The sequence below is a fragment of the Bacteroidota bacterium genome (assembly GCA_019637975.1).
Taxonomy (GTDB): Bacteria; Bacteroidota; Ignavibacteria; order UBA10030; family UBA6906; genus CAADGV01.
The window spans coordinates 133,869-154,009 of record JAHBUR010000002.1 but is presented as its reverse complement, the minus strand read 5'-3'; the positions used below and the strand labels follow the sequence as shown (position 1 = coordinate 154,009).

Annotated in this window: 19 protein-coding genes, 1 tRNA gene and 1 pseudogene; 3 read left to right on the top strand and 18 right to left on the bottom strand. The window is 52.0% G+C overall.

The window, feature by feature from the left end:
* Window positions 1–22: 22 nt before the first annotated feature.
* Window positions 23–108, top strand: a tRNA-Leu gene (locus KF749_01665).
* A 79-nt stretch (window positions 109–187) separates the two neighbouring features.
* Window positions 188–454 carry a GIY-YIG nuclease family protein gene (locus KF749_01660; GenBank protein ID MBX2989854.1) on the top strand — a complete coding sequence of 89 codons (267 nt, stop codon included), beginning with the start codon at window positions 188–190 and terminating at the stop codon, window positions 452–454.
* A gap of 110 nt (window positions 455–564) precedes the next feature.
* Here KF749_01660 and KF749_01655 read toward each other — a convergent pair whose 3' ends face one another.
* The 4 genes from KF749_01655 to KF749_01640 form a co-directional block, all read right to left on the bottom strand.
* Window positions 565–1,317, bottom strand: a complete 753-nt coding sequence (locus KF749_01655; GenBank protein ID MBX2989853.1) for a DUF4412 domain-containing protein — start codon at window positions 1,315–1,317, stop codon at window positions 565–567.
* 24 nt (window positions 1,318–1,341) lie between these two features.
* Complete coding sequence (locus KF749_01650) at window positions 1,342–2,316, bottom strand: hypothetical protein (GenBank protein ID MBX2989852.1); 975 nt, start codon at window positions 2,314–2,316, stop codon at window positions 1,342–1,344.
* Between the two features lies 1 nt (window position 2,317).
* Complete coding sequence (locus KF749_01645) at window positions 2,318–3,799, bottom strand: hypothetical protein (GenBank protein MBX2989851.1); 1,482 nt, start codon at window positions 3,797–3,799, stop codon at window positions 2,318–2,320.
* A 107-nt stretch (window positions 3,800–3,906) separates the two neighbouring features.
* Window positions 3,907–5,244 carry a T9SS type A sorting domain-containing protein gene (locus KF749_01640; protein MBX2989850.1) on the bottom strand — a complete coding sequence of 446 codons (1,338 nt, stop codon included), beginning with the start codon at window positions 5,242–5,244 and terminating at the stop codon, window positions 3,907–3,909.
* A gap of 284 nt (window positions 5,245–5,528) precedes the next feature.
* On the opposite strand from KF749_01640, the gene KF749_01635 reads away from it, so the two are divergent.
* Window positions 5,529–6,206 carry a hypothetical protein gene (locus KF749_01635; protein MBX2989849.1) on the top strand — a complete coding sequence of 226 codons (678 nt, stop codon included), beginning with the start codon at window positions 5,529–5,531 and terminating at the stop codon, window positions 6,204–6,206.
* Window positions 6,207–6,310: 104 nt separating this feature from the next.
* On the opposite strand, the gene KF749_01630 is transcribed toward KF749_01635, so the two are convergent.
* The 14 genes and pseudogenes from KF749_01630 to KF749_01565 all read right to left on the bottom strand — a co-directional run bounded on the left by KF749_01630 (window position 6,311) and on the right by KF749_01565 (window position 19,897).
* A complete protein-coding gene (locus tag KF749_01630; GenBank protein MBX2989848.1) occupies window positions 6,311–6,604 on the bottom strand; it encodes a hypothetical protein in 294 nt (97 codons plus the stop codon).
* 401 nt (window positions 6,605–7,005) lie between these two features.
* Window positions 7,006–8,541 carry a T9SS type A sorting domain-containing protein gene (locus KF749_01625; GenBank protein ID MBX2989847.1) on the bottom strand — a complete coding sequence of 512 codons (1,536 nt, stop codon included), beginning with the start codon at window positions 8,539–8,541 and terminating at the stop codon, window positions 7,006–7,008.
* A gap of 190 nt (window positions 8,542–8,731) precedes the next feature.
* Window positions 8,732–8,830, bottom strand: a pseudogene (locus tag KF749_01620) (T9SS type A sorting domain-containing protein).
* Between the two features lie 214 nt (window positions 8,831–9,044).
* Window positions 9,045–9,419 (bottom strand): hypothetical protein, encoded by a 375-nt coding sequence (locus tag KF749_01615; GenBank protein ID MBX2989846.1) that lies wholly within the window; start codon window positions 9,417–9,419, stop codon window positions 9,045–9,047.
* 20 nt (window positions 9,420–9,439) lie between these two features.
* On the bottom strand, window positions 9,440–9,919 hold the full coding sequence (locus KF749_01610; protein ID MBX2989845.1) for a hypothetical protein: 480 nt from the start codon (window positions 9,917–9,919) through the stop codon (window positions 9,440–9,442).
* Between the two features lie 146 nt (window positions 9,920–10,065).
* Complete coding sequence (locus KF749_01605; protein ID MBX2989844.1) at window positions 10,066–10,578, bottom strand: hypothetical protein; 513 nt, start codon at window positions 10,576–10,578, stop codon at window positions 10,066–10,068.
* Window positions 10,579–10,635: 57 nt separating this feature from the next.
* The gene (locus KF749_01600) at window positions 10,636–11,163 is read right to left on the bottom strand and encodes a hypothetical protein (protein MBX2989843.1); all 528 of its coding nucleotides are present in this window, start codon (window positions 11,161–11,163) and stop codon (window positions 10,636–10,638) included.
* Window positions 11,164–11,414: 251 nt separating this feature from the next.
* Window positions 11,415–15,317, bottom strand: a complete 3,903-nt coding sequence (locus tag KF749_01595; protein MBX2989842.1) for a response regulator — start codon at window positions 15,315–15,317, stop codon at window positions 11,415–11,417.
* A gap of 820 nt (window positions 15,318–16,137) precedes the next feature.
* Window positions 16,138–16,290, bottom strand: coding sequence for a hypothetical protein (locus KF749_01590; protein MBX2989841.1), 153 nt, complete (start codon window positions 16,288–16,290; stop codon window positions 16,138–16,140).
* A gap of 78 nt (window positions 16,291–16,368) precedes the next feature.
* Window positions 16,369–16,812: a phage tail protein gene (locus KF749_01585; GenBank protein ID MBX2989840.1), complete on the bottom strand. Its 444-nt coding sequence runs from the start codon at window positions 16,810–16,812 to the stop codon at window positions 16,369–16,371.
* A 243-nt stretch (window positions 16,813–17,055) separates the two neighbouring features.
* The gene (locus tag KF749_01580; GenBank protein ID MBX2989839.1) at window positions 17,056–18,174 is read right to left on the bottom strand and encodes a C-GCAxxG-C-C family protein; all 1,119 of its coding nucleotides are present in this window, start codon (window positions 18,172–18,174) and stop codon (window positions 17,056–17,058) included.
* A gap of 12 nt (window positions 18,175–18,186) precedes the next feature.
* Window positions 18,187–18,591 (bottom strand): winged helix-turn-helix transcriptional regulator, encoded by a 405-nt coding sequence (locus KF749_01575; GenBank protein MBX2989838.1) that lies wholly within the window; start codon window positions 18,589–18,591, stop codon window positions 18,187–18,189.
* A gap of 185 nt (window positions 18,592–18,776) precedes the next feature.
* Entirely contained in the window at window positions 18,777–19,478 is a 702-nt protein-coding gene (locus KF749_01570) for a cytochrome C biogenesis protein (GenBank protein MBX2989837.1), read from the bottom strand.
* Window positions 19,479–19,480: 2 nt separating this feature from the next.
* Complete coding sequence (locus KF749_01565) at window positions 19,481–19,897, bottom strand: thioredoxin family protein (protein MBX2989836.1); 417 nt, start codon at window positions 19,895–19,897, stop codon at window positions 19,481–19,483.
* Window positions 19,898–20,141 lie beyond the last annotated feature (244 nt).

Here is a 20,141-nt window from a genome sequence, read left to right as displayed (position 1 = left end):
TTTATATTGTGTTCAACTCAATGCCAAAGTGGCGGAATTGGTAGACGCGCTGGACTCAAAATCCAGTCCGGCCTAAACCGGGTGAGGGTTCGAGTCCCTCCTTTGGTACGTACGCTCCGACAGGCCCGCCCGAACCAAAATCGGGGCGGGCCTCGGCGTGGATGAAGAATCAGTATTCCCCACCAACCTGCAGAAAAGTACCTCATATACGGTTTACGTTCTTCGGTCGCTCAAAGACCATAAGCTCTACATTGGCATGACATCTGATTTCGAGCGGCGGATTAATGAGCACAATTCCGGCAAAACATTTTCAACCCGTCACCGCCGCCCTTTTGTACTTGTCTACTCTGAACAAGTGCCATCAGGTTCCGAAGCCAGACGAAGAGAACAGTTCCTCAAAAGCGGTCCCGGCCATAGGTTTTTGGAACAGGTCATCGCATCAAAGACAGCCTAAACCGGGTGAGCCCCGACTGTGTCGGGGTAAAGGTTCGTTTACCCCGAACGCTCTGCGTTCGGGGAGTCCCTCCTTTGGTACAGAAAGGCTAACAGTCGTGTTAGCCTTTTCTATTTCTTCTCCCCTCCTGCCGGATCGAAAAACTCAACGGATTTCTGCTTCTTGTAGCCGGCAGGCAACTCAAAGATTAGCGGGTCGAGTTTCTTCTGTTCAATTCTGGTCACTTCCTGCGATTCGGCCAGAACGCCGTCGATTTTCGTGGCCGACGCGAGAGGGTAGATTCCCATTTTCATAACTTCTGCGGTAGCGCCTTCGGTAGCCTCGGCGTGCTCCTGACCCAGCGCTTTCGAAAGAGTAGTGACGAGCTGGCTCAGACTCTTCGTCCCCCACAATTCCGTCTGCTCGGTTTCACGTTTGATGATAAATTGCTCGCTCTTGTATCCGGCTATTGTTTTGGTTTTGCCTGTTCGCTTGATCGAATACTTCGCCGTTGTGCCTCCTGGTGCGATCATTTCCTGAGGCTTCTCATCTTGTGAAATCTCAAAATACGACTTGTCATCGGCATTGAGCATCCAGATTCGTCGCTTGTCCGTCCGATAGATCATCGTCGAGCCGAACGTTTCGCTTCGGGTTTCAATCTTCACCATATCTTTCTTGATCCACATCGTCATCACAAATTCATGAGGCTGGCCGAATTCATTCGTTGATGTATTCTTGCTTTCCACCACTCCCTCAAATTGGGCGTTAGCCCTTGCCGCAATAACAAAAGCTGCAAAGACTGCCCCCACGAGCATCTTTGCTTTGTGATGAATGGGAAAGTGCTGACGTTGAAGGAAGAATCCGTAACTCAAGATGTTCTTCATATAGATTGTGCAACCTGCATTCATTTATCTGATGATAACGACTCTTCCTGTCGGCGCGCTCGTGGCGATGACATTCTGCATCGTGTACGTTCGCCCGACAGGGGCATTTGCGCCCGACGTGAGAAGCTTCAGGAAAAACGGATCATGCGAATTATCGGGCACGGGCTCAATGGTCACCATGAACGAGTATTCGCCTGATCGAAGGTTCGTGAAGACTGTCGAGCCTTGCACGAAGTCCTGACCGGGGAAATTCAGCGGCGGTGCCAGTCCGCTATTCGGCCCGGCACCGTCGAAATCAGCGCTGTCGGCTCGGGAGAACCTGCCTGTCGACCAATACGTGAAAATGCCCGTAACGATGTCAGGACGCACTACCCAACCCTGGTATCGCCAACTGGACGGCAATGCCGGAAGACTTCTGATTCCTGCTGTGTACGGCGGACCCGGCTCTACAAACCAGACTCCGGAGTTGGAATCCAACGGCGATGTCGGGCAGACGATGGTGGTCCTTCCCGTCACTAAAGAGAAATTGGATTTGAAAGCATCGGCATACGACATTGACAGGTCGGCGTAGGCATGGGATTCCGTTCCGTAGAATGCCCCTCCCATGATAACAGGGCCGGGCTCGTCATCATTTGCTTTGGCAAGTGTATGATGGTGGCCGCTTTGAATCGTAACAACAATGTCTTTCAATAGTTGCGGATCCCGTCCTTCGGGCACAGCGAACAGTACGTTGCCGGTATTCCAGTTTCGCAAGCTGCCGTCGGGCATTACGGTAAACTCCCCGAACAACTCGAATTCACCCTCGTGTTGCGGGCCATCGCCTCCGTTTGATTTGCTGAAGTTGTAGAATGTTCCCCACAAGGCATAGTGGGCGTTTTCAACTGGCGGAAGGTTTTGCACAGTCAGCGACACACGTGCGACAAACGGGGCAACGACGTGGTTCGTTTCGTTGCAGGAAATAGCAAACAAACACGCAGCAAAGAATGCAATCTTTTTCATCTCAATTCCCCTTCCCCGGATAGACTGCAACACCGGCGGCAAATCCTCCGACTTCTACTCTCTTAACAACCGATTGCAGACCCACGTCAATAATTGTTATGAATCCGGGTGCCGTGCTTCCTGTAACGGGATGATGAGGCGGTTCTGACGCTATGATATTCTCGCATGTCACATACACCGTCCGGCTGTCTTCGGAAATGTCGATTCCGTGAGGTTGCGGGCCAACATCGACTATTGTTGTGAAGAACTGGTTCGTCTGTGCGTCAATAACAGAAACGGTGCCCGATCCCCGGTTGCAGACGTACAGATATCGCTGATCTCTCGTCACTTCACATTGAAGGGGATTTGTTCCGACTCGAATCGTGTCACTAATCAACGAAAATGTATCCCCCGTTCTGCGGATAATGCTCACTCTTCCTGTTCCGTTGAGCGTTGTATAAATGAACTGGTCGTCGTTGCGAACGGCAATCTGGTAGGGTCTGTGTACGTTCGAGCCGAACGGCGGCACATCCGACGCAATCGGGATATCGGCTACAACGGAATCCCGTTCCACGCTGATAACGTGGAACATATCGCGCCCGTTACTTGCAACGTACAGGTACTTTTCGTCGTGTGAAAGGCGGGCTGCATGCGTGGATTTCATCGTTGTTCCGCCGCGGATTACCTTCGTCACCGCCATCGTGACTGGATTAACAACGTACACCTGCCCGACCGAAGCCTGCGACACATCAAAATCTGTTACGTATGCCTTCGCTCCATCCGACGTCAGGACGATATGCGCCGGGGCCACAGGAACGTTTGCCTCACCCACAAACCGGTTGGTTGCAACCTCGAACTTCTTGAGCTTTCCGCTCTGAATCATCGTCACGTAGTAGTACACTCCCTGCTCATCTACCGCGACGTTGTGAGGGGCTTCCAACACACCCGTTATCGGAAGCGTTCTGCCGACAGAAACGTAGCGGGTAACGAGGTGTGTTTCCCGATCGAGCACGCCTAAAAGGTCAACAAACTGGCTTGTGAAGAAGACTTTACCTCTGGGGCGGGGATCGGCAAAGGGGAACTCACCCCTGTCATTTCTTGCCCCATTCCGGATCCAACGGACAATCGTCTGAACATCGCTGTGCGGGAGCGGATTCCGGCTTGCGGGCATTTGAACGGAAGAGACGGGACTTAGTACAGTATCGTTGGGATTGATCGTCTGCACAAGATGGCTCATGTACGGCATCCCTGAAATGACGACGGCCCCGAAACGTGAACCACGCATGAGTCCCTCATACGATGTCAGATCGAGTCCTGCCGCAAATCCTCTCGGCCCGCCGCCGTGACAACTCGACCCGCCACACTCGCGGTCGAAGATCGGTTGAATTGTCGCCGAATACTCGCCGCTTGGAAGCGAGGAAGGATCGACGATGACCTCGTTGTGGTTGACTGTACATCCGGCTACTGCAAGAGCTAAGCACACACAAAGAACAGCATACCTCATCAGGAATCTCCATTTTGTATCAAAAGGTACAAACATCCCTCTGATGAGTCAACATTCAATCTTGTACGATGGAAGGCTTGAGCGATACCGGCCTGTCGCTCTGCGAGCTATTTCAGCAATATCATTCGCCTCGTCGCCACGAAGGCGTCGGATACCATGCGATAGAAGTACACACCGCTCGCGAGAAAGCTTCCGTCGACATTGATCCGGTGGATCCCCGCCTCTCTGTTCCCGTTCACAAGAACTGCTTGAGTTCTACCAAGAAGATCAAAAAGCGAAAGATTCACGTGTGCTTCATGTGGAAGTGAGAAGATAATTGTTGTGGAAGGGTTGAACGGATTCGGATAGTTTTGACCGAGCGAAAACTCAAGCGGCACATCCCCGCTACTCCGAAGAGAAGTCGAGATATCATATACTTTGTACACTCCTGAGTCGGAGAAGGCAACATAGAACGTATCAGCCGCAGGATGCTTTCGAATATCGACAAGTTTTGATGAAGGCAATGACGCCGCGTACAGATGCCAGCTCAATCCCGAAGTTGCACTTCGGTAGATTCCTCCTTGAGCTGCGGCGTAGAAGTGCTGCGGCGATACCGAATCCCGTATCAACTTCTGGACATTAGTGTTGCTGAGAACGCGGTTCCACGAGACTCCGTAGTCTGTGCTGATGGAAATTCCACAACTCGAATCTGCCGAATTAGGGAAAAGACTGGTTGACAGAATCAACGTATCGCCGTGCGCGTAAAAATCTGAGTATGTGTGAGGATAAATCCAGGGAAAGGACATCGATCTGACAAGATTCCACGTCGAACCGTCATCCGTACTCCGATAGATACCCATCCCAGCCGGCGGGCGGGAACCTGCGTACAGCACGGAATCCCGTCTCTGATCAGTCACCAAAAAGAAACTTCCATAGGATTCAAACGACAGAGTCTCCCATTCTTGCCCGCCAGACGTGGTTCGGTTCATGTAAAGAATCCACTCGTAGGCTTTGCCAGCAACATGCGGCGAAATGGCAATCGTGAGGGACGGCGTATGTCCCACCCAACCCCCTCCCTCGATGTACACATTCCAATGCTGTGAATACACATTGAATAATGTTCCGCGCCCCGAACCCGGCTCACCAAACGCCAGCTCAATCACATCAGCCCCTATAAAAGCAAGCGAATCATTCCAAGAGGCGAAATACATCGAGCGGTAGAATTCGTCATTCGACACCGGACGCAGATGCCGGTCGGGCAAGTATTTCCAGATACCGTTCAGTTGTCCGGCGACGCCCCTATTTGTCCCAACGCCGATTCGTGGCATCTGCCCGGGCAAAAACAACACATCCATCTGGCGAACGCTTCTCCAGGAGAGGGAGTCCGGACCGATATATTGCCATGACTGAGCGTGTAAGGATGGGATGAAGAATACGAGGAGAAAAATAATGTACGCGGGTTTCATCGTTCTACCCTCCGGGATTGTTTCGTTGTAGAACCCTGACTATGACAGAATACGAAACCACTGATACGAAAGCCACAGAAAACATTGATGTGGCGGCACCGCATCAGCCGTAGTGTGTGCGGCAATGGAGAACGTCCTTTCGCCGCCCCACAGTCGAATTTCTCAACACTCAAATCCTGCAATTCTGCGCCATTTTCAGAGGTATCTGCTGGCATGACTTTAGACATAGGATGAGCACAGCCAATCCAAATCAACCATCATTACATAACACAAAGGAGCATCTCATGAAAAAGCAGATCGTTTCAGCCCTCGTGCTTGCGGCAGTTACGCTCACAGGTTGCAGCAAGGAGAGTATTACGTCACCGACAGACGGGGAGAACTTCTCGCTCAGTATAGCAAGCCCGTCTTCTGTCCAAAAAACGGGCGGCGCACTTACCATTGAGTCTGCAAAGATTCTTGTGAAGAACATCAAGTTCCATCAATTCCCGTCTGACAATGGAGTTGATGTGAAGGTGGGCCCGTTTGCGGTTACATTGAATCTGAACGGCCCGGTTCACCAAGTCGCAGCCTCGAACGTGCCCGTTGGAAAGTACGACCGCATCCGCTTTCGCTTGCACAAACCCGAAGATTTCGAGCCGATTCCCGACCAGGAATTTCGTGAGGGCGAAAGCGGACAACTCCGCTACTCAGTCATTGTGCGCGGCACGTATAACGGACAGTCCTTCGTATTCAAATCCCGGCAGAATGCAAGTCAGGAAATCAGGCTTACCACGCCTCTTTCCGTCACGAATGATGAAATCGTGAATGTCACGCTCGTTGTTGATCCGGAATCGTGGTTTGTTCGCAACGGTCAGGCGCTCGACCCGACTGTGCCGGGCAATGCACAGACAATTGATGATGCCATCAAGGCCTCGTTCTCGGCAGGCTTCAAGGATAACGACCGGAACGGACGTCCCGATTAGTTGGTGGTTGTTGGTTGGTGGTTGATAGTTCGTTCGGTGAGTATCTATAACACAAATCCGCCTGCCCGTATGTAACGGACAGGCGGATGGATTTGTACAGTTTCCTATTTCTTCGCCATTGCCTGCTTGATGACACCGATAATTGCCATCAGAACGCCACCGCCAACACCGCCGCCGGCGATGCTGCTGATAATGCCACCGAGATCCAAAGTACTTGCCTCGGGGGCGGCGCCACCTGTCAACATTCCTATGAGTTGACCTCCCAATCCGCCGCCCACAAGACCCGCAATCGAATTGCCGATCATGCCCAGCGAGCTTTTCTTCATCATGTTCCCGGCGACATTGCCGCCGATTGCACCGCTGACCAACTGAATAACCAAGGGGAGAATTCCTTCCATAACATACTCCAATTCTGTTTGTGTATAGTTGTTGGATGTTCAAACGTGCAACGCTGACGTGCTCATAACAGTCAACGTGCTATGCAGCAGTTAATAGCTCCACCTCCTTCCATAAATCGGTTTGAGATGAACGAATCATCCGCACGTGCGGTGACTATGAGTGTGAGAACGTTGAAACGGATTGCCGGCAGGTTCGATCTGCCGTTGCGACCAAAACCACCAATGTGTGTATGTGAAGCATAACCGGCGATTCGAGCGGGGTTGGTTGGCTGTTTCCGCTTCTTCTGCCGGTCGGGATATGGTTCAAAGCTGCGAGAAAGATACAGAATAGGGGGTGAATGCGCAAGCAGCAACGGGGAAAGACGGGTAGGGCGACCCTTCAGGTCGCCCTACGATGACACTTACTTCATCAGAATGAGTTTTCGTGTTTGAACAACAGTGCCGGAGTTCAACTGGTAGAAATATACACCGCCGGGCAGGTTGCCAGCTTCAAACCGAACAGAATACTTGCCCGCCTCTTGCACGCCATCTACCAGCGTTGCTACTTCGCGACCGAGAAGATCAAACACCTTGAGCGTGACGTGGCTGACTGCCGGAAGCTGATAGCTGATTGCTGTCGTTGGGTTGAACGGGTTCGGGTAGTTCTGAAAAAGACGAAATGCAGCGGGAAGATCACCCTCCTTGACGCCTGTAAGCACGTCAACCCTGATGCCGTCACTATAATGCACAGTACCGTCAAGATCGATTTGTTTCAGCCGGTAATACAATGACCCCGCGATGGCGGTTGAATCTGTCCATGTGTAGTGGCGCGGTTCGTTCGTTGTGCCATGTCCCGGAATGAAACTGTTGGGCAGTGTAGAGTATCCCTCGTGCGCTGAAGAAGATTTCTGTACCTCGAATCCATAGTTGTTGATCTCAGACAGCGTCGTCCACTCCAATCGAACCCCATGCGGCAGAACCGGATACGCTGCAAACATCGAGAGCTGGACAGGAAGCGCATCGGTTATCAGCCTGCGCCAAACGCCCGTGGGAAAAGCGCCTTGGTCAGCGAGATAAAGATATGTTCCGCAATTGATGAGTTTTCCCGGAGTCCCTCCAAGACCCGTATTGCAGGCAGTCCAGTTGGCTCCATTGTCTACGGTGAAGTAGACTCCAGCCTGGTACAGCCCGGCAAAGACCCCGCTGGGGCAGACTGTCAGTGAAAAAACCCTGGCGGATGCAGGCAATCCCGTATTCACCTCCGACCAACTTGTGCCGTTGTTCGTAGAGAGGAAGATACCATTGCCGTCACTCCCTGCAAACAGATTGGTCCCGGAAACCGCGATTGATCTGAAATAGGGAGTGGTCAATCCCGTGTTCACTGCCGTCCAGCTCGCACCGCTATCGGCAGAAAAGAAGACACCGCCGGAAGTTGCTGCAAAGAGGTTTATTCCCTCTGTACCGTTTTGGCCGACAGCAGTGCCTAAAATTACTTTGTTTGTCAATCCGGAATTCACCGCAGTCCAATTCGCGCCGTTGTTTGAAGAACGAAAAACACCGTTGCCGTTTGTCCCGGCAAAGACAAGCGACCCGCTCACGGAAAAATTGTATACGTAACTGCCTTCCAGTCCTGAGTTAGCAATAGTCCAACTCCCCCCGTTGTCCGTCGAACGGTACACGCCACCTCCGGTTCCGACAAAGACAGTCGAGCCGGCAATGACAATAGCATGTTGCGGATTGCTCGGCAATCCTGTGTTCACTATTGTCCAGTCCATGCCATTGTTTGTTGAAAGACAAACACGGTAGCCGCAGGAGTAAAGGTGAGTCCCTCCACCCCCATTCGGGCCCACAGCAAGGGCAGCAACGCCTAAGCTTGGCAATCCGTTGTTGATCTGCTCCCACTGGGAGTAGACTACGTTTGTTACACAAAACAGCAACGCTAAGAATGTCGTCTTCATATAAATGCTCTTCCTTGTCGGTATGCCCTGAAAACAAAAAGGCCACACATCCTGCTGGATGAATGGCCTATGAGAATGAACTCACGCCAGTATATTCAATAGTTCATCGAGAAGCTATTGGGCTGGTCACATATGGTGAACTCCGTACGTTGTGATATTTTCTGTCAATTGAGGCACTTTGTTACCCATCTTACCGTAGAACCACAAGCTTCTTGGTTTCGCTGAAACTACCGGCATTCAACCGATACAGGTACACTCCGCTCGAGAGTCCCGAAGCGTCAACGTCACCGACTTGTAACCCGCCTCCTGAACCTCATCCACCAGTGTTGCCACCTCGCGACCGAGAACATCATACACTCGTAGGAACGTATGGCCATACGTCTCTGCAGGAATTGTATAACGGATGGTTGTTGTTGGATTGAGTGGGCCGGGATGGTCTGTTCTATCGTAAGCTCGTTGGAGTTCGCCGCACTCAAAAAAAACTCCCTTGCTCCCACGTAATACTACTCTATTACCGTCAGTTGTCCCTTCTGCGCAACTTGCTGTGATTTGTCCGCTATACATGTTGCATCAACCGGAAAGGCGTGCGGGCCGTTGCCCGTTATCCACAGGCGGTACGGATAGCGATATGAATCGTCACGCTTCACAATCGCAACTGTGGCACCCGGCCATATTCTGCATACAGAGGGTGAACAACGGGGGCAGATTCTCCACTGTGACTCGTCCTCAAGAATAACGGTTTTTCCTCGATCCTCCACTGAAACGATCCAGTGAACGGCAATGAATTGGACACCGCTGTATTCCGCTTTCTCCCTTTGTGCGCGTGCCGACCATGGCATACAGATGAGAATTATATAAATGAAAGCACGTGATTTCATTGCATCCCTTAGGTCGAATGTCATTCTATGTAGTCAAGCGACACTGCGTCGATTTCCAGATTATCCTGCGTAACCTGAAACTGCACAATCAGCGCGAGCCTGTCGTTTCTTTCCTGAATCAGATAGCGGATTTCCAGAAGCGCGACGCCTTCTTCCGAGACGCAGACCATGTGTGTCGATTTCTCCTGGATGGTGCACATCGGCTTGTCACATTCCAGCGCTCTGAGGCACACAGCAGTTCCCAAATCAAGTTCAACAAGGCTGCATGCTTCAGGCACGCGTGCGATCCCATAGTCGACGAAACCGTCCATGCTGTATTGCGTTTGTGATCCGGGCTCCGGCAAAATGCCAACCAGCGGGATTCTTCCACCGGAGGTCCGGGCTTTTTCAGCATCAATAGAGTGACTATCTCCCATCGCCAACTCGGAATCGACAGGGGACTCGCAACCGCACACCATTGCCACAATCAAGCATGCACACACCAATACTTTGAGTTGCATTTTCGTTTTCTCCTGCTAAGAGTTAGTGAATGAACTTCCCCGAACCTCACATTCTGGGGCCCCGGATAGTAGCGCCCTGCGTGCCGACCCACAACACACTCTGCTTCAACATAGCCGTTCCAGGACCCCATCCCACCAGCATGTTTTTAGAAATCGTCAGGTAACGGCGGCTTCGGCGCATCAAGCCACATACGATCAACCTCCATCCTGTCCGTCGACACGCGCATTGTTGCTCGAAGCACCAAGCCGTCTCTTCTTCCCTCCACAGGGAAAGCACAGTGCAACTCGCCCATGCCTCCCGCGGGAATACAGCACGAGTATCCCGATTTGCACGAGATGGTCCAGACCAGTCCCTCTTCTCCCATCGGCCACAGCCGCGCTTCATTTACTCCGACCACGGATACACGCGTCTCACGAATGATGGGCAATACTGTCAATGAATACGTGATCGTTCCGTGTACCTCGATCCATCCGTTGAACATTTGAGTCGGGTCTCTCAGAACGAGATCGTATGGGATGACGGTTTCAGGCGAACGTTTCGAACAACCAACAGTTGGATTCGAGAGATCTGTCACTGGGTTCGTTATCGGATCGTCCTGACACCCCGATATTAGGATCACGACAAGGACGATGCAAAGAACGCGCATTGCAAAATTCATCTGTACCTCCTTGCTTCTATGGTTAATGTTGGTTGATAGTCCGGCAGCGATTGGAGGTCACCAATGGATCGCTGCCGTATCAACATGCCTCTGCACCAATGTGAGGCGCATATCATCAAGGCAGGTCACTTGAATACGGAAACCCGGTTGATGAGTAATCTGGAAATCCAATGTCAGCAGGATGCTTCTGGATCTCCCTGAAATCGGGTAGTTCCTTGTGATAGTAAGCGAGCCTCCTTCCGCCGGGAGTTTGACCCGTTCCGTCGTGACGCTGGAAACGATCCACCGAATGTCATCAGGGTATTCCGGTGGCCACAGTTCGGCATCGACACTCAAGGTCAAGTTGACCAACCGGCCTGAGCCTTCAAAGTGAACAGCGGCTGTGCCGAGAATCTGTGTGTAACTGTAACGATGGTCGGGGTCTTTCAGGATGCCCTGCAGAGGCAATCTGATATCCGGGCTTGGCTTATCCACAACCTGTACCGCAGGTTCCTGATTTGCGGCAGGATTCATCGAGCCATTCTCCTGACAGCCGACGACCATTGCCGCAATCACGACAGCGAGAATAAACAATATGGGTTTCATAGCTACCTCCTCGTGTGAATACTTCTCCACTGACTACGCCATTCGATGTGTACGCCAGTCGCCGCCAATTAAAAAAATCATCCGGGGGAGTACCTATCACGTGCGTTGCAAACTTGATAACAATAGTTGCATCGCCGGGCGGTGCGTGGCAGAGGCTGTCACATTTGTTGCAAAGTTGACAACGATTGTTTCATCCGGTAGGAGTGGCACAGAATTGGCAGGTACAGGCGGAATTCAAGGCAGGCACTATCTCATCCCGAATCCCTTCGAACCTCACTCGGCGAAACGCCGAATTGTTCGTGGAAACACTTGGCAAAATAGGCAGGCGTGGCAAACCCGACGCTGTAGGCGATTTCAGAAACCGACCCCGCCCCGCACTTCAGTTTTTCCATTGCCCTGTGGAGGCGAAGGTATCGGACGAATTCGCCGGGAGAGTGGTTCGTCAGAGCGGTGAGCTTTCGGTGAAGTTGTGCCCTGCTCATCCCTACGTTGCGACTGAAATCCTCCAGGCTGAATTTGTCATCACTCATCTTCTCTTCAACAACCTGCATAACGCGCTTCAGAAATGCATCGTCAAGGGAGGTTACGGCGATCTCTCCCGGTTTCAAGGGAATCGTCTTGCTGAAACGGTCTCTCAGCCTCCGTCGTATTTCAATCAGATTCTTCACACGAACCTGAAGCTCCTTCGCGTCGAACGGTTTTATGATGAAATCGTCCGCGCCGGTTTCCAGGCCGTCGATTTTGTCTTGTTGACCCGCTTTTGCCGTAAGAAGGATGACGGGAATATGACTGGTTTTCTCATCGTTCTTCAGGATGGTGCACATCTCGTAGCCATCCTTCTTCGGCATCATGATATCGCTGATGATAAGGTCGGGGATTGCTTCCCGCGCCTTTTCAACACCTTCTTCGCCGTCTGCTGCTTCGACAACATGAAATGCCGGGGGGAGATTCTCTTTGATATACTGCCGCGCATCAGCGTTGTCTTCAACAATGAGGACGATTGTCTTTCCAAGGTCGTGAGCATGTTCCAACGCTTCGTGGCAGGACCCGACCCGTGGTTCCACTGCCTCAGGGTGATGAGATATTTCAGCAGGTTCGACTATCTCTTCCGCTTTCAAATGGCTCCTTCCGAGTGGGAGGCTCACTACAAATTCAGTCCCCTTGCCGACGCTGCTCGTGACGCCGATATTCCCGTGATGCAACTCCACGAGTTCCTTCGCCAGCGCAAGACCTATTCCTGTGCCCCCTGACGCCTGTACTCCGGGGTGGTGAATCTGGTAAAATCGATTGAAAATGTAAGAGAGATTCTCTTCGGAGATTCCGATGCCCGTGTCACGAACAACCACCTCGACGCTTCCTTGATCCGAGGGAAAGCCGAATCGGATGTCAGAGCAGAGATGTACGGATACGGTGATCTTGCCGCCGTCCGATGTGACCTTGAAGGAGTTCAATAAGAGATTGTTGAATACTGTTTCCAGCTTCTCTTTGTCGAAGTACATGTCAACATGCTCAGGCTCGGAAACAAATCCGAGATGAATGTTCCCGTTTTCAGCCATCGATTGGTATGCCATCACAAGTCCACGAAGAAAATGCACAAGATCCCCCCTGCTCGCATTCAACGTCATGCCGCCCGCTTCGAGCTTCGAGAGGTCGAGCAGTTGGTTGATAAGACCCAACAGCTTCTGGGCATTGCGATGCGCCATGTCAGCAATGTGCCGTGCCTTCTCTTCTGTAAAATGACCCGTCCGCAACTGGTCGAGCGGGCCGAGAATGAGTGTGAGCGGTGTTCTGAATTCATGCGAAATGTTGGCAAAGAAACGGGATTTCATTGTCTCGAGTTCTGCCAGCTTCTGTGCATGCTCGTGTTCCCGTCTCAATTCCTCGGTTAAGCGGGCCTGTTGTTTTCTCCGGATAAACACATATCCGCTGAGTGATAAGAATGCCAGCACGAGAGTTCCTACAGGAAAAACGAACAGGGGATGCAGGTACCATGGAACCGCAACGCGGAACGTTCCCGTAATCCCGTGCGGCGTTATCTCGCCGAGCAGCCCGACTGATTGAACCTCGTATGCATACGTACCCGGCTCCACGTTGCTGAGCATTACGTCCTCGTACACACTCCACGGAGACCAGCGCCCATCGTTGATCCTGTAGCGTGTCCTGATACGTTCAGAAGGAATTTCACCCCAGAAGGATGATGTTGTCCAACGAAGAAGAACACTTCTATTGCTCACAAGCGGCTCCTCGGCAAAAAGGCGCGTGCGGATCGTACTGATCTGGCTGAGGTCGAGAATTGCAAGCCCTTTCCGCGAGCCGATATAGACCCTGTTTTTCAGAGGCAAAACGGGCCACAGATGCTCACTGGCGAGGCCCAGGTGTCTGTCAATAGTTGACCACGTGCCGTTGTGCATCACTCCCAGCCCGGCAGGGGTTGTGCACCACACCCTCCCCTCCGGGTCAAGCTTCACTTCCCACACTTTCCCGCTCGGCAAACCCTCCTTGACACCGATATAGTGAACATTGTCGTTCGTGTCGACAAACCCAAGCCCGCTTTCTCTGTCTGCAAACCACACTTGGTTCCCACGGTCAACAGCAAGAGAGAAAATTCTCGATTCATGAAGTCCGTTCCGGAGTGTCCAGTGCGTCCACGTTCCGTTTCGTAGTCTGCTCAGGCCATCGAGTGTGCCAAACCAGAACGCGCCATCAGGACCTTCATCGAACGTATAGACGTAACCGCTGAGAAGACCCGATTCCTTGCTGTATCGTCCAAACGATCCGTTGTCATACACATACGCGCCGGGATTGCGTGGGTCGGGATGTTCCTTTGTTCCTGAGATTGCAAGAAACCACAGCCTGCCCTTCCGGTCTTTGCGGATTCTGTGAATGCGGCAACCGGCAAGCGGCGTTCCTGCCGCGAACCGTTGCCACCGCTTGCCATCCCACCGAAATGCTCCGTCAAACGCCGACCCGCTGCTGATCCAGATGGGGCCCGATTCCTCCTGCATCAATCCCGTCACGACGTACAAAGGGAAACCGTTGATGTATTCGATGTGTCTTATCGTCCCGTTCCTCTCGTGTACTTCAACGCCATTGCCGGTTGCAACCCAGAGTGTGCTGTCTTTGGCGAGCAGGATGTCGTTGATGTAATTCCTTGGAGTGGGCTGTTCGTGTCCGAAAATTCGCCATCGCTGAGATGATCGTTTAAAGAGGAATAATCCGCCATCTGAACAGAGCCAGAGATCGCCGTTCTTTCTGAAACGTACCATCCCCACGCGGCGAGGGGATGGCTTTTCGAACTCCAGTTGCGACCACCTTCCCGATTCGAGAAACGAGATGTATCCGGATTCATAGACGAGTATCTTCGCTCCGTCATTGGCGATGTCAGCCGTCCTGACATTCTCACCTTTCTCGGAAGTGTTCATCAGCAACGGCCCGTCATTGTTCCATTCCCATATTCCCCGCATTGAAAATGGGAAGACAATCGATAGCAATCCCGATCCCGCCTCGTTCTCAGCAATCACACTGCAGTTCAAAGGATAGTCGTTCGGAATTGAATGCAACTTCTTTATCCACTGTCCTCCCTCAAGTCGGTACAGTCCCATTGTGGTTTTGATCCACACGCTTCCGCCGCGCGTTCTCACCAATTCATACACACCCTTGATATCGGAAGCCTGACTCGCCGGCTCTGCGTACAGACGATTCACATGATAGACGTAAAGAGATGAATCGCATAACACAATTAGCGAGTCACTGTCAAGCTGTACTGCAGCCCGCACATTATCCATCGGAAGAGGGTAGAAACCAGTCTGGTTGCCGACGTAGAGAATGGAGTTCACGATCACTGCCAGGCTTCCGCTGCCGGTCGGCCCAATCAGGATGGGACGTGTGGCCTCAGGCATCACATGGAATGGAACAGGAATCCATCGGTAGCCGTCAAACCAGGCAAGCCCGCCCGAGGTAACAACCCACGGGGTCCCGTCTTCTGTTTCCGTGATTATGTGTATATGATTGGAGGGAAGACCCGACAAGGTGGTAAATTCAACCACACGCCAGTCTTCGAAGAGCGGCTGATTCACTCCCATCGCGCGTGAAGCGATGAGACAGAGAAACATCGCCACACGTGGCGACGTATATATCGTGAGCTTCAGATTCATGAATGTGAAATCGCGAACACGGAGAGCCGCACTCTCAAGAAACAGAAAAACCTCTTCTCCCCATCACACCAGTGTGGAAAGAGAAAAGAGGTCTTGCCAAAGTTGGCTGTTCGTGATGTCACTGCGAGCAGTCGTCTGGACCACAGAGGAACTCTTTCTCATCCACACGTGGTCGACAACGCCTCACCTTCAACGCTCAAAGGACAGCGAGCGCCTTCACTCACCCGTGAAGGTACTACATATTCTCCCTTTTTTCAAATTGAAAATACCAACCTCCTCGTTTGATTTCTCCGGCGACGTGAGACCTCTGTAGAATAACTCAACATAAAAACGGGGAAGGGTATTCTACGAGGCAGGGAAACTGCGCAAGAGACGCGAACGGGATCCCGATTCATCAATTGGGTGCGTTGTACAAAGTGATTGATGGGTGACAGGCGATTGTCGGGCACAGGTATTTTTCCCGTTCACGTCTCGCAGCGAGCGCACAACTGCCCCCAAGATACAGAATCCCCTCATGCTTGTCTGTAGGGAGATTCCTGATTTTGACTTCGAAATTCCTTACACGGGGCTTCGAATTTCCTTACACGACACCACGCAATGGCAGACACCTATTCCTTGGCTAAGACATATTTGTCTAACTGCTTATTTTATATAGACTTACAATTGGTTCAAACACACCTCTTCCCACAACAATAGAAATGCCCCGCTGGAATGCGGGGCACTTCATGGCGCCTCTTTCATTGTGTTGCTTTTCTTATGGTTGGTGTGTTTTGGACTCAGCTATGGCGGCGTTGTGCACTGGTGATACGCCGCGCTGAACCTACTGCACCGTCTCCGTCTTCGTGCCCTTGTTGCCGGGACGACCCGTTGCCGTCGCTTCAACTGTCAGCGTTGTGATTTGGCGCAGCCGCATCTCGGGGACTATATTGTCTGCCTTGCCCGCCGGACTTGGCCGTTGGTTGAGCACCTTCACTGAGCCCGCCGAAGTGTGTTGAAACCAACGACCGCAGGATCACTCCGCCATCACCTTTAACCGGGGTGACCACCCGGTTCAAAGTGGTAATGTACTGATTTTCAGTCCTTCGTGGGCCAGTTCTATCGTCTCGATTGCTACTTCGTTACCTACCGACTTCAAATCAGTTCCTGTGATCTTTGTCGGAAACGCATTGTTCAGAGTCCATGTCATCGTTGGATTCCCCGACTCATCGAGCAGTTTGATGATTATCGTGGAGCGCTTGACACTGTTCATCTTGATTGCTGAATACCATTGCCAGAAATTATTGTCCTGGACAAAGACCCCTTTCTTCAGCGTCACATTTCCTGTCTTTGCAATACCCGGCATCTTGATTGTGGAGAACTGCTTGCTGTCGCCGTGCCTGTACTCAATTGCCTGACCTTCAGCATCCAGTCCGGATACCTCCTGAAAAGGATAATCTGTTCCGTTAATGTTTACCAAAAAATAAAACTTTGGAAGAGGCCAGGTTTCGGCTGTCATGCGCAATCTCCTGATATGATTGATGGCTCAAGCTGTCAATATTCCGGAACAACTGCAACTTGCTATCAGTAACCCGGTCGTCACGTCCTCCCTGCCTGTTACCCGCCGCAGGGTCGGCAGGCATTTCCGTGACACGATCAACGCATGTTGTCGTTATGGAATGGTCCATGACGACCCGCAAAAAACCCACAAGCCGAAGAACAGCCTGTGGGTTAGCACGTAAACGGGGCGATTTCGCCGTCTCTATTTTATCAGATTCATCTTCTGAACGGCATTGAACGTTCCTGCTGACAAACGGGCGAAGTAGATGCCGGTTGCGACGCGCATTCCGGCATCATTTGTTCCATCCCACTGAGTCTTGAATGTTCCCTGTGAGAATGTCTCGTTGGTAACGAGGTTCCTCACAAGGCGGCCATGCACGTCATACACCGACAAGCTCACCGTTTCCGATTTCGGAATCGAGAACTCAAGATTCGTGGACGGGTTGAAGGGGTTCGGGTAGTTCTGGCCAAGCTTGTAGGTCGGGACGGGATCACCGACATGTTGCACTGCCGAAACGTGCGGATTCGTGCCATGGCATTGTGTACATTCCATTTTTGCCGCAACTATATTGGTCGGACCCGTTCCGTGACAGCTCATGCAGGCTGCAATGATTGCGGGTGGAACATAGCGGGGAACGAATGTTCCTCCCAACTCTTCGTTGAGGATCTGCGCTGCAAACGCGGCGACATCACCTGTAATGCGGGCACAACGCTCTTTTCGCTGGAGGGAATCGGAAAGATAGCTCGAAGTTTTGCACCACTCCGTTACCGAAGGATGGCATAATGGTGACCCTGCTGCATTCTGCGGGAGGAGGATATCGCATCGGTTGTCGTTGAAAACGTGGTTGACCGCATACTGGTTGCTGATATCGGTCGGGAACAACGTTTGCGTATACCAGCCGTACATATCACTGATGAGAATATCGGAACGCGCCTTCGTGAGAGCGAGGGAAATCAAAGCAGCCGGTCCGTTCAGCGCGCCGCATGTTGCCCCCCAGCCCACGCCGCCGCCGTGTCCGTAGATCATGACTTCTGACGGGAGTTGATTCCATGGATCGGGAAGCACAAGACGCAGTTTTGCAGCGATTGCATGGAACGCGCCGTATGAGCATCCTTTTCCTTCCCAAAATGCATCATGACCGAGAATACGCACAGCTTCAACGTCAACAGCCTGATATGGCCACGGCCACGGGGTGACCATCTTGTCCGCGTGAGCCTGGGAACCGGTGAGCATGTGGAGCGTGCCGACGCCGAGTGCCGCACCGGCGGCAACCTTGGTGCCGTTCCTCAGGAAGTCTTTTCTGGTAATGGATTGATCCATGGGAGAACCTCTCTATTTGTGGTTGGATATCGTCTTGATGTGTTGGGTTACGGTGTTGATACATTCTGTGAAAGGCACACGACGGTCATCCGGAAGTTTTCCAAGAAGCATAACCGCAATGCAATCCGCGGCGAGGAGTATCTGCCTTGCCGCCTCTACCCCTTGTTCCGTCAGGGCAACGCGCTCCATGCGTCGATCGACAGGATCCAACTCGCGGGTCAACCATCCCCGTCTGTCCAATGAGCGAAGAAGCTTCGACGTGGAACTGGATCCGATGCCGAGCATCTCGGTGAGTTTGCGCACGCAGCACGGCTTTTCGAGATACAGGTGCAGCAAACAGTTGAATTCACCCACCTGCAACCCGGCATCGTCTGCCAGACAACGGGCGATCTTCTGGGTTACTTGGGTAAGTCGCAACAGGCCTTCGGCCCGGCAAGCATCCATAGTCGTTTGGGAAATGACACTTCAATAATGGCAAATATTATTCCAAGGCAATACTTGCCGAATGGCAAGAATAATATGGAGGGAGCGTGCTATGAAGTGTTGAAGAATGTTACTGCAGTGTTGAATAGAGCTACAAGAAGTCGGACTGCTGAGAATCCTCAGAATGCGGTAGAGATGTAATACACTCCCCCCAACATTACCAACACACCTGCGCTTCGCTTCAGCCAGGTTGCACCCTTCGATCGCTCGGTCCAGTTGAGGTATTTCTGCACGGTTCCGGCAGTTCCTCCCGCTGCGACAATCACGGCGCAATGACCGATACCGAACGCAGTAATAAGGGAGAGTGCCTCCAGCATGTTTGTTGTTGCCACGCTGAACGCAACGCCCAACACCGGCGCCATGTATGCAAATGTGCACGGACCGAGTCCAATGCCGAAGATAAGTCCCAACAGCAACGCTCTCTTCCATCCGCGGGCAAACGATGTTTGCGGCATGAATCCGTTCCACGATACACTAATGACATCCATCAGGTAGAGACCCACAACGAAAAACACTCCGGCCACAAGTACATTTCCCCATACCCCGACATCCCCCATCATCCTTCCGGCTGAGGCAGTGATTGCTCCAATCAATCCGATGGTGATCAGAATCCCGATAGCAAATACGAAAGCGATGGAATATGCGCGCCGGATTCCGTCTTTTCCCTGACTGCTGATATATCCGACCACAAGAGGAATGCTGGAGAGATGGCACGGACTGAGAATAATGCTGATGACGCCCCAGCCGAATGCTGCAAGCAAGGCAACGCCGAACGTCCCGCCGATTGCCGTGCTGAGCCAGATAAACAGTTCGTCAAGCATGTTCATTTCCCCTTGAGGATCTTCAGACCGCGCTTCTGAAGAAGTTTGTCGATTTCTGCCTCCGGATAAAATCCCTCATGCCGGAAAAACTCCTTGCCATCTTTGTCGAGAAAGACTTGTGTGGGAATGACCCTGATGCGATACTTGTCTGCATACTGTACCTGGTCGTCTTTCAAGACGTCATAGAACACAACACGTATCTGCTCGCCATACTTTTCCTCGATGGCTTTCATCACCGGTTGCATCTGGCGGCAAGGGATACACTTCACGGAGCCAAGCTCAACAAAGGTAACGAGAGGCGTCTGCGGCTTGTCTTTAGGGTTTGTATGTGATGTGTTGGATGTTGATTGAGCGGTCAGATTGTCTAATCCCGCAAGAAGAAGCATTCCAATAAGAATGAAGTGGTGAATACAGTTCATGATGATGTTCCTGATTCGTTGATGTTCATTGTCGCGTATATAACTGACCTATAAGCAGTGAGGCAATTTCTCTTCGATTACTGCTGCGTGTGTCCAATCCTTTCAGGGTTGCTTGTCGGGATTGTTGGTGTGTCTTTTTCTGAGGACCTCGTCCCCTGCTTTACCATCTAACCCCATTGGGGTCGGACAGTGCCGGCGAATGCTTCATCCCGTGTTGACTCCGAAGGAGTCAGATACTACAGCT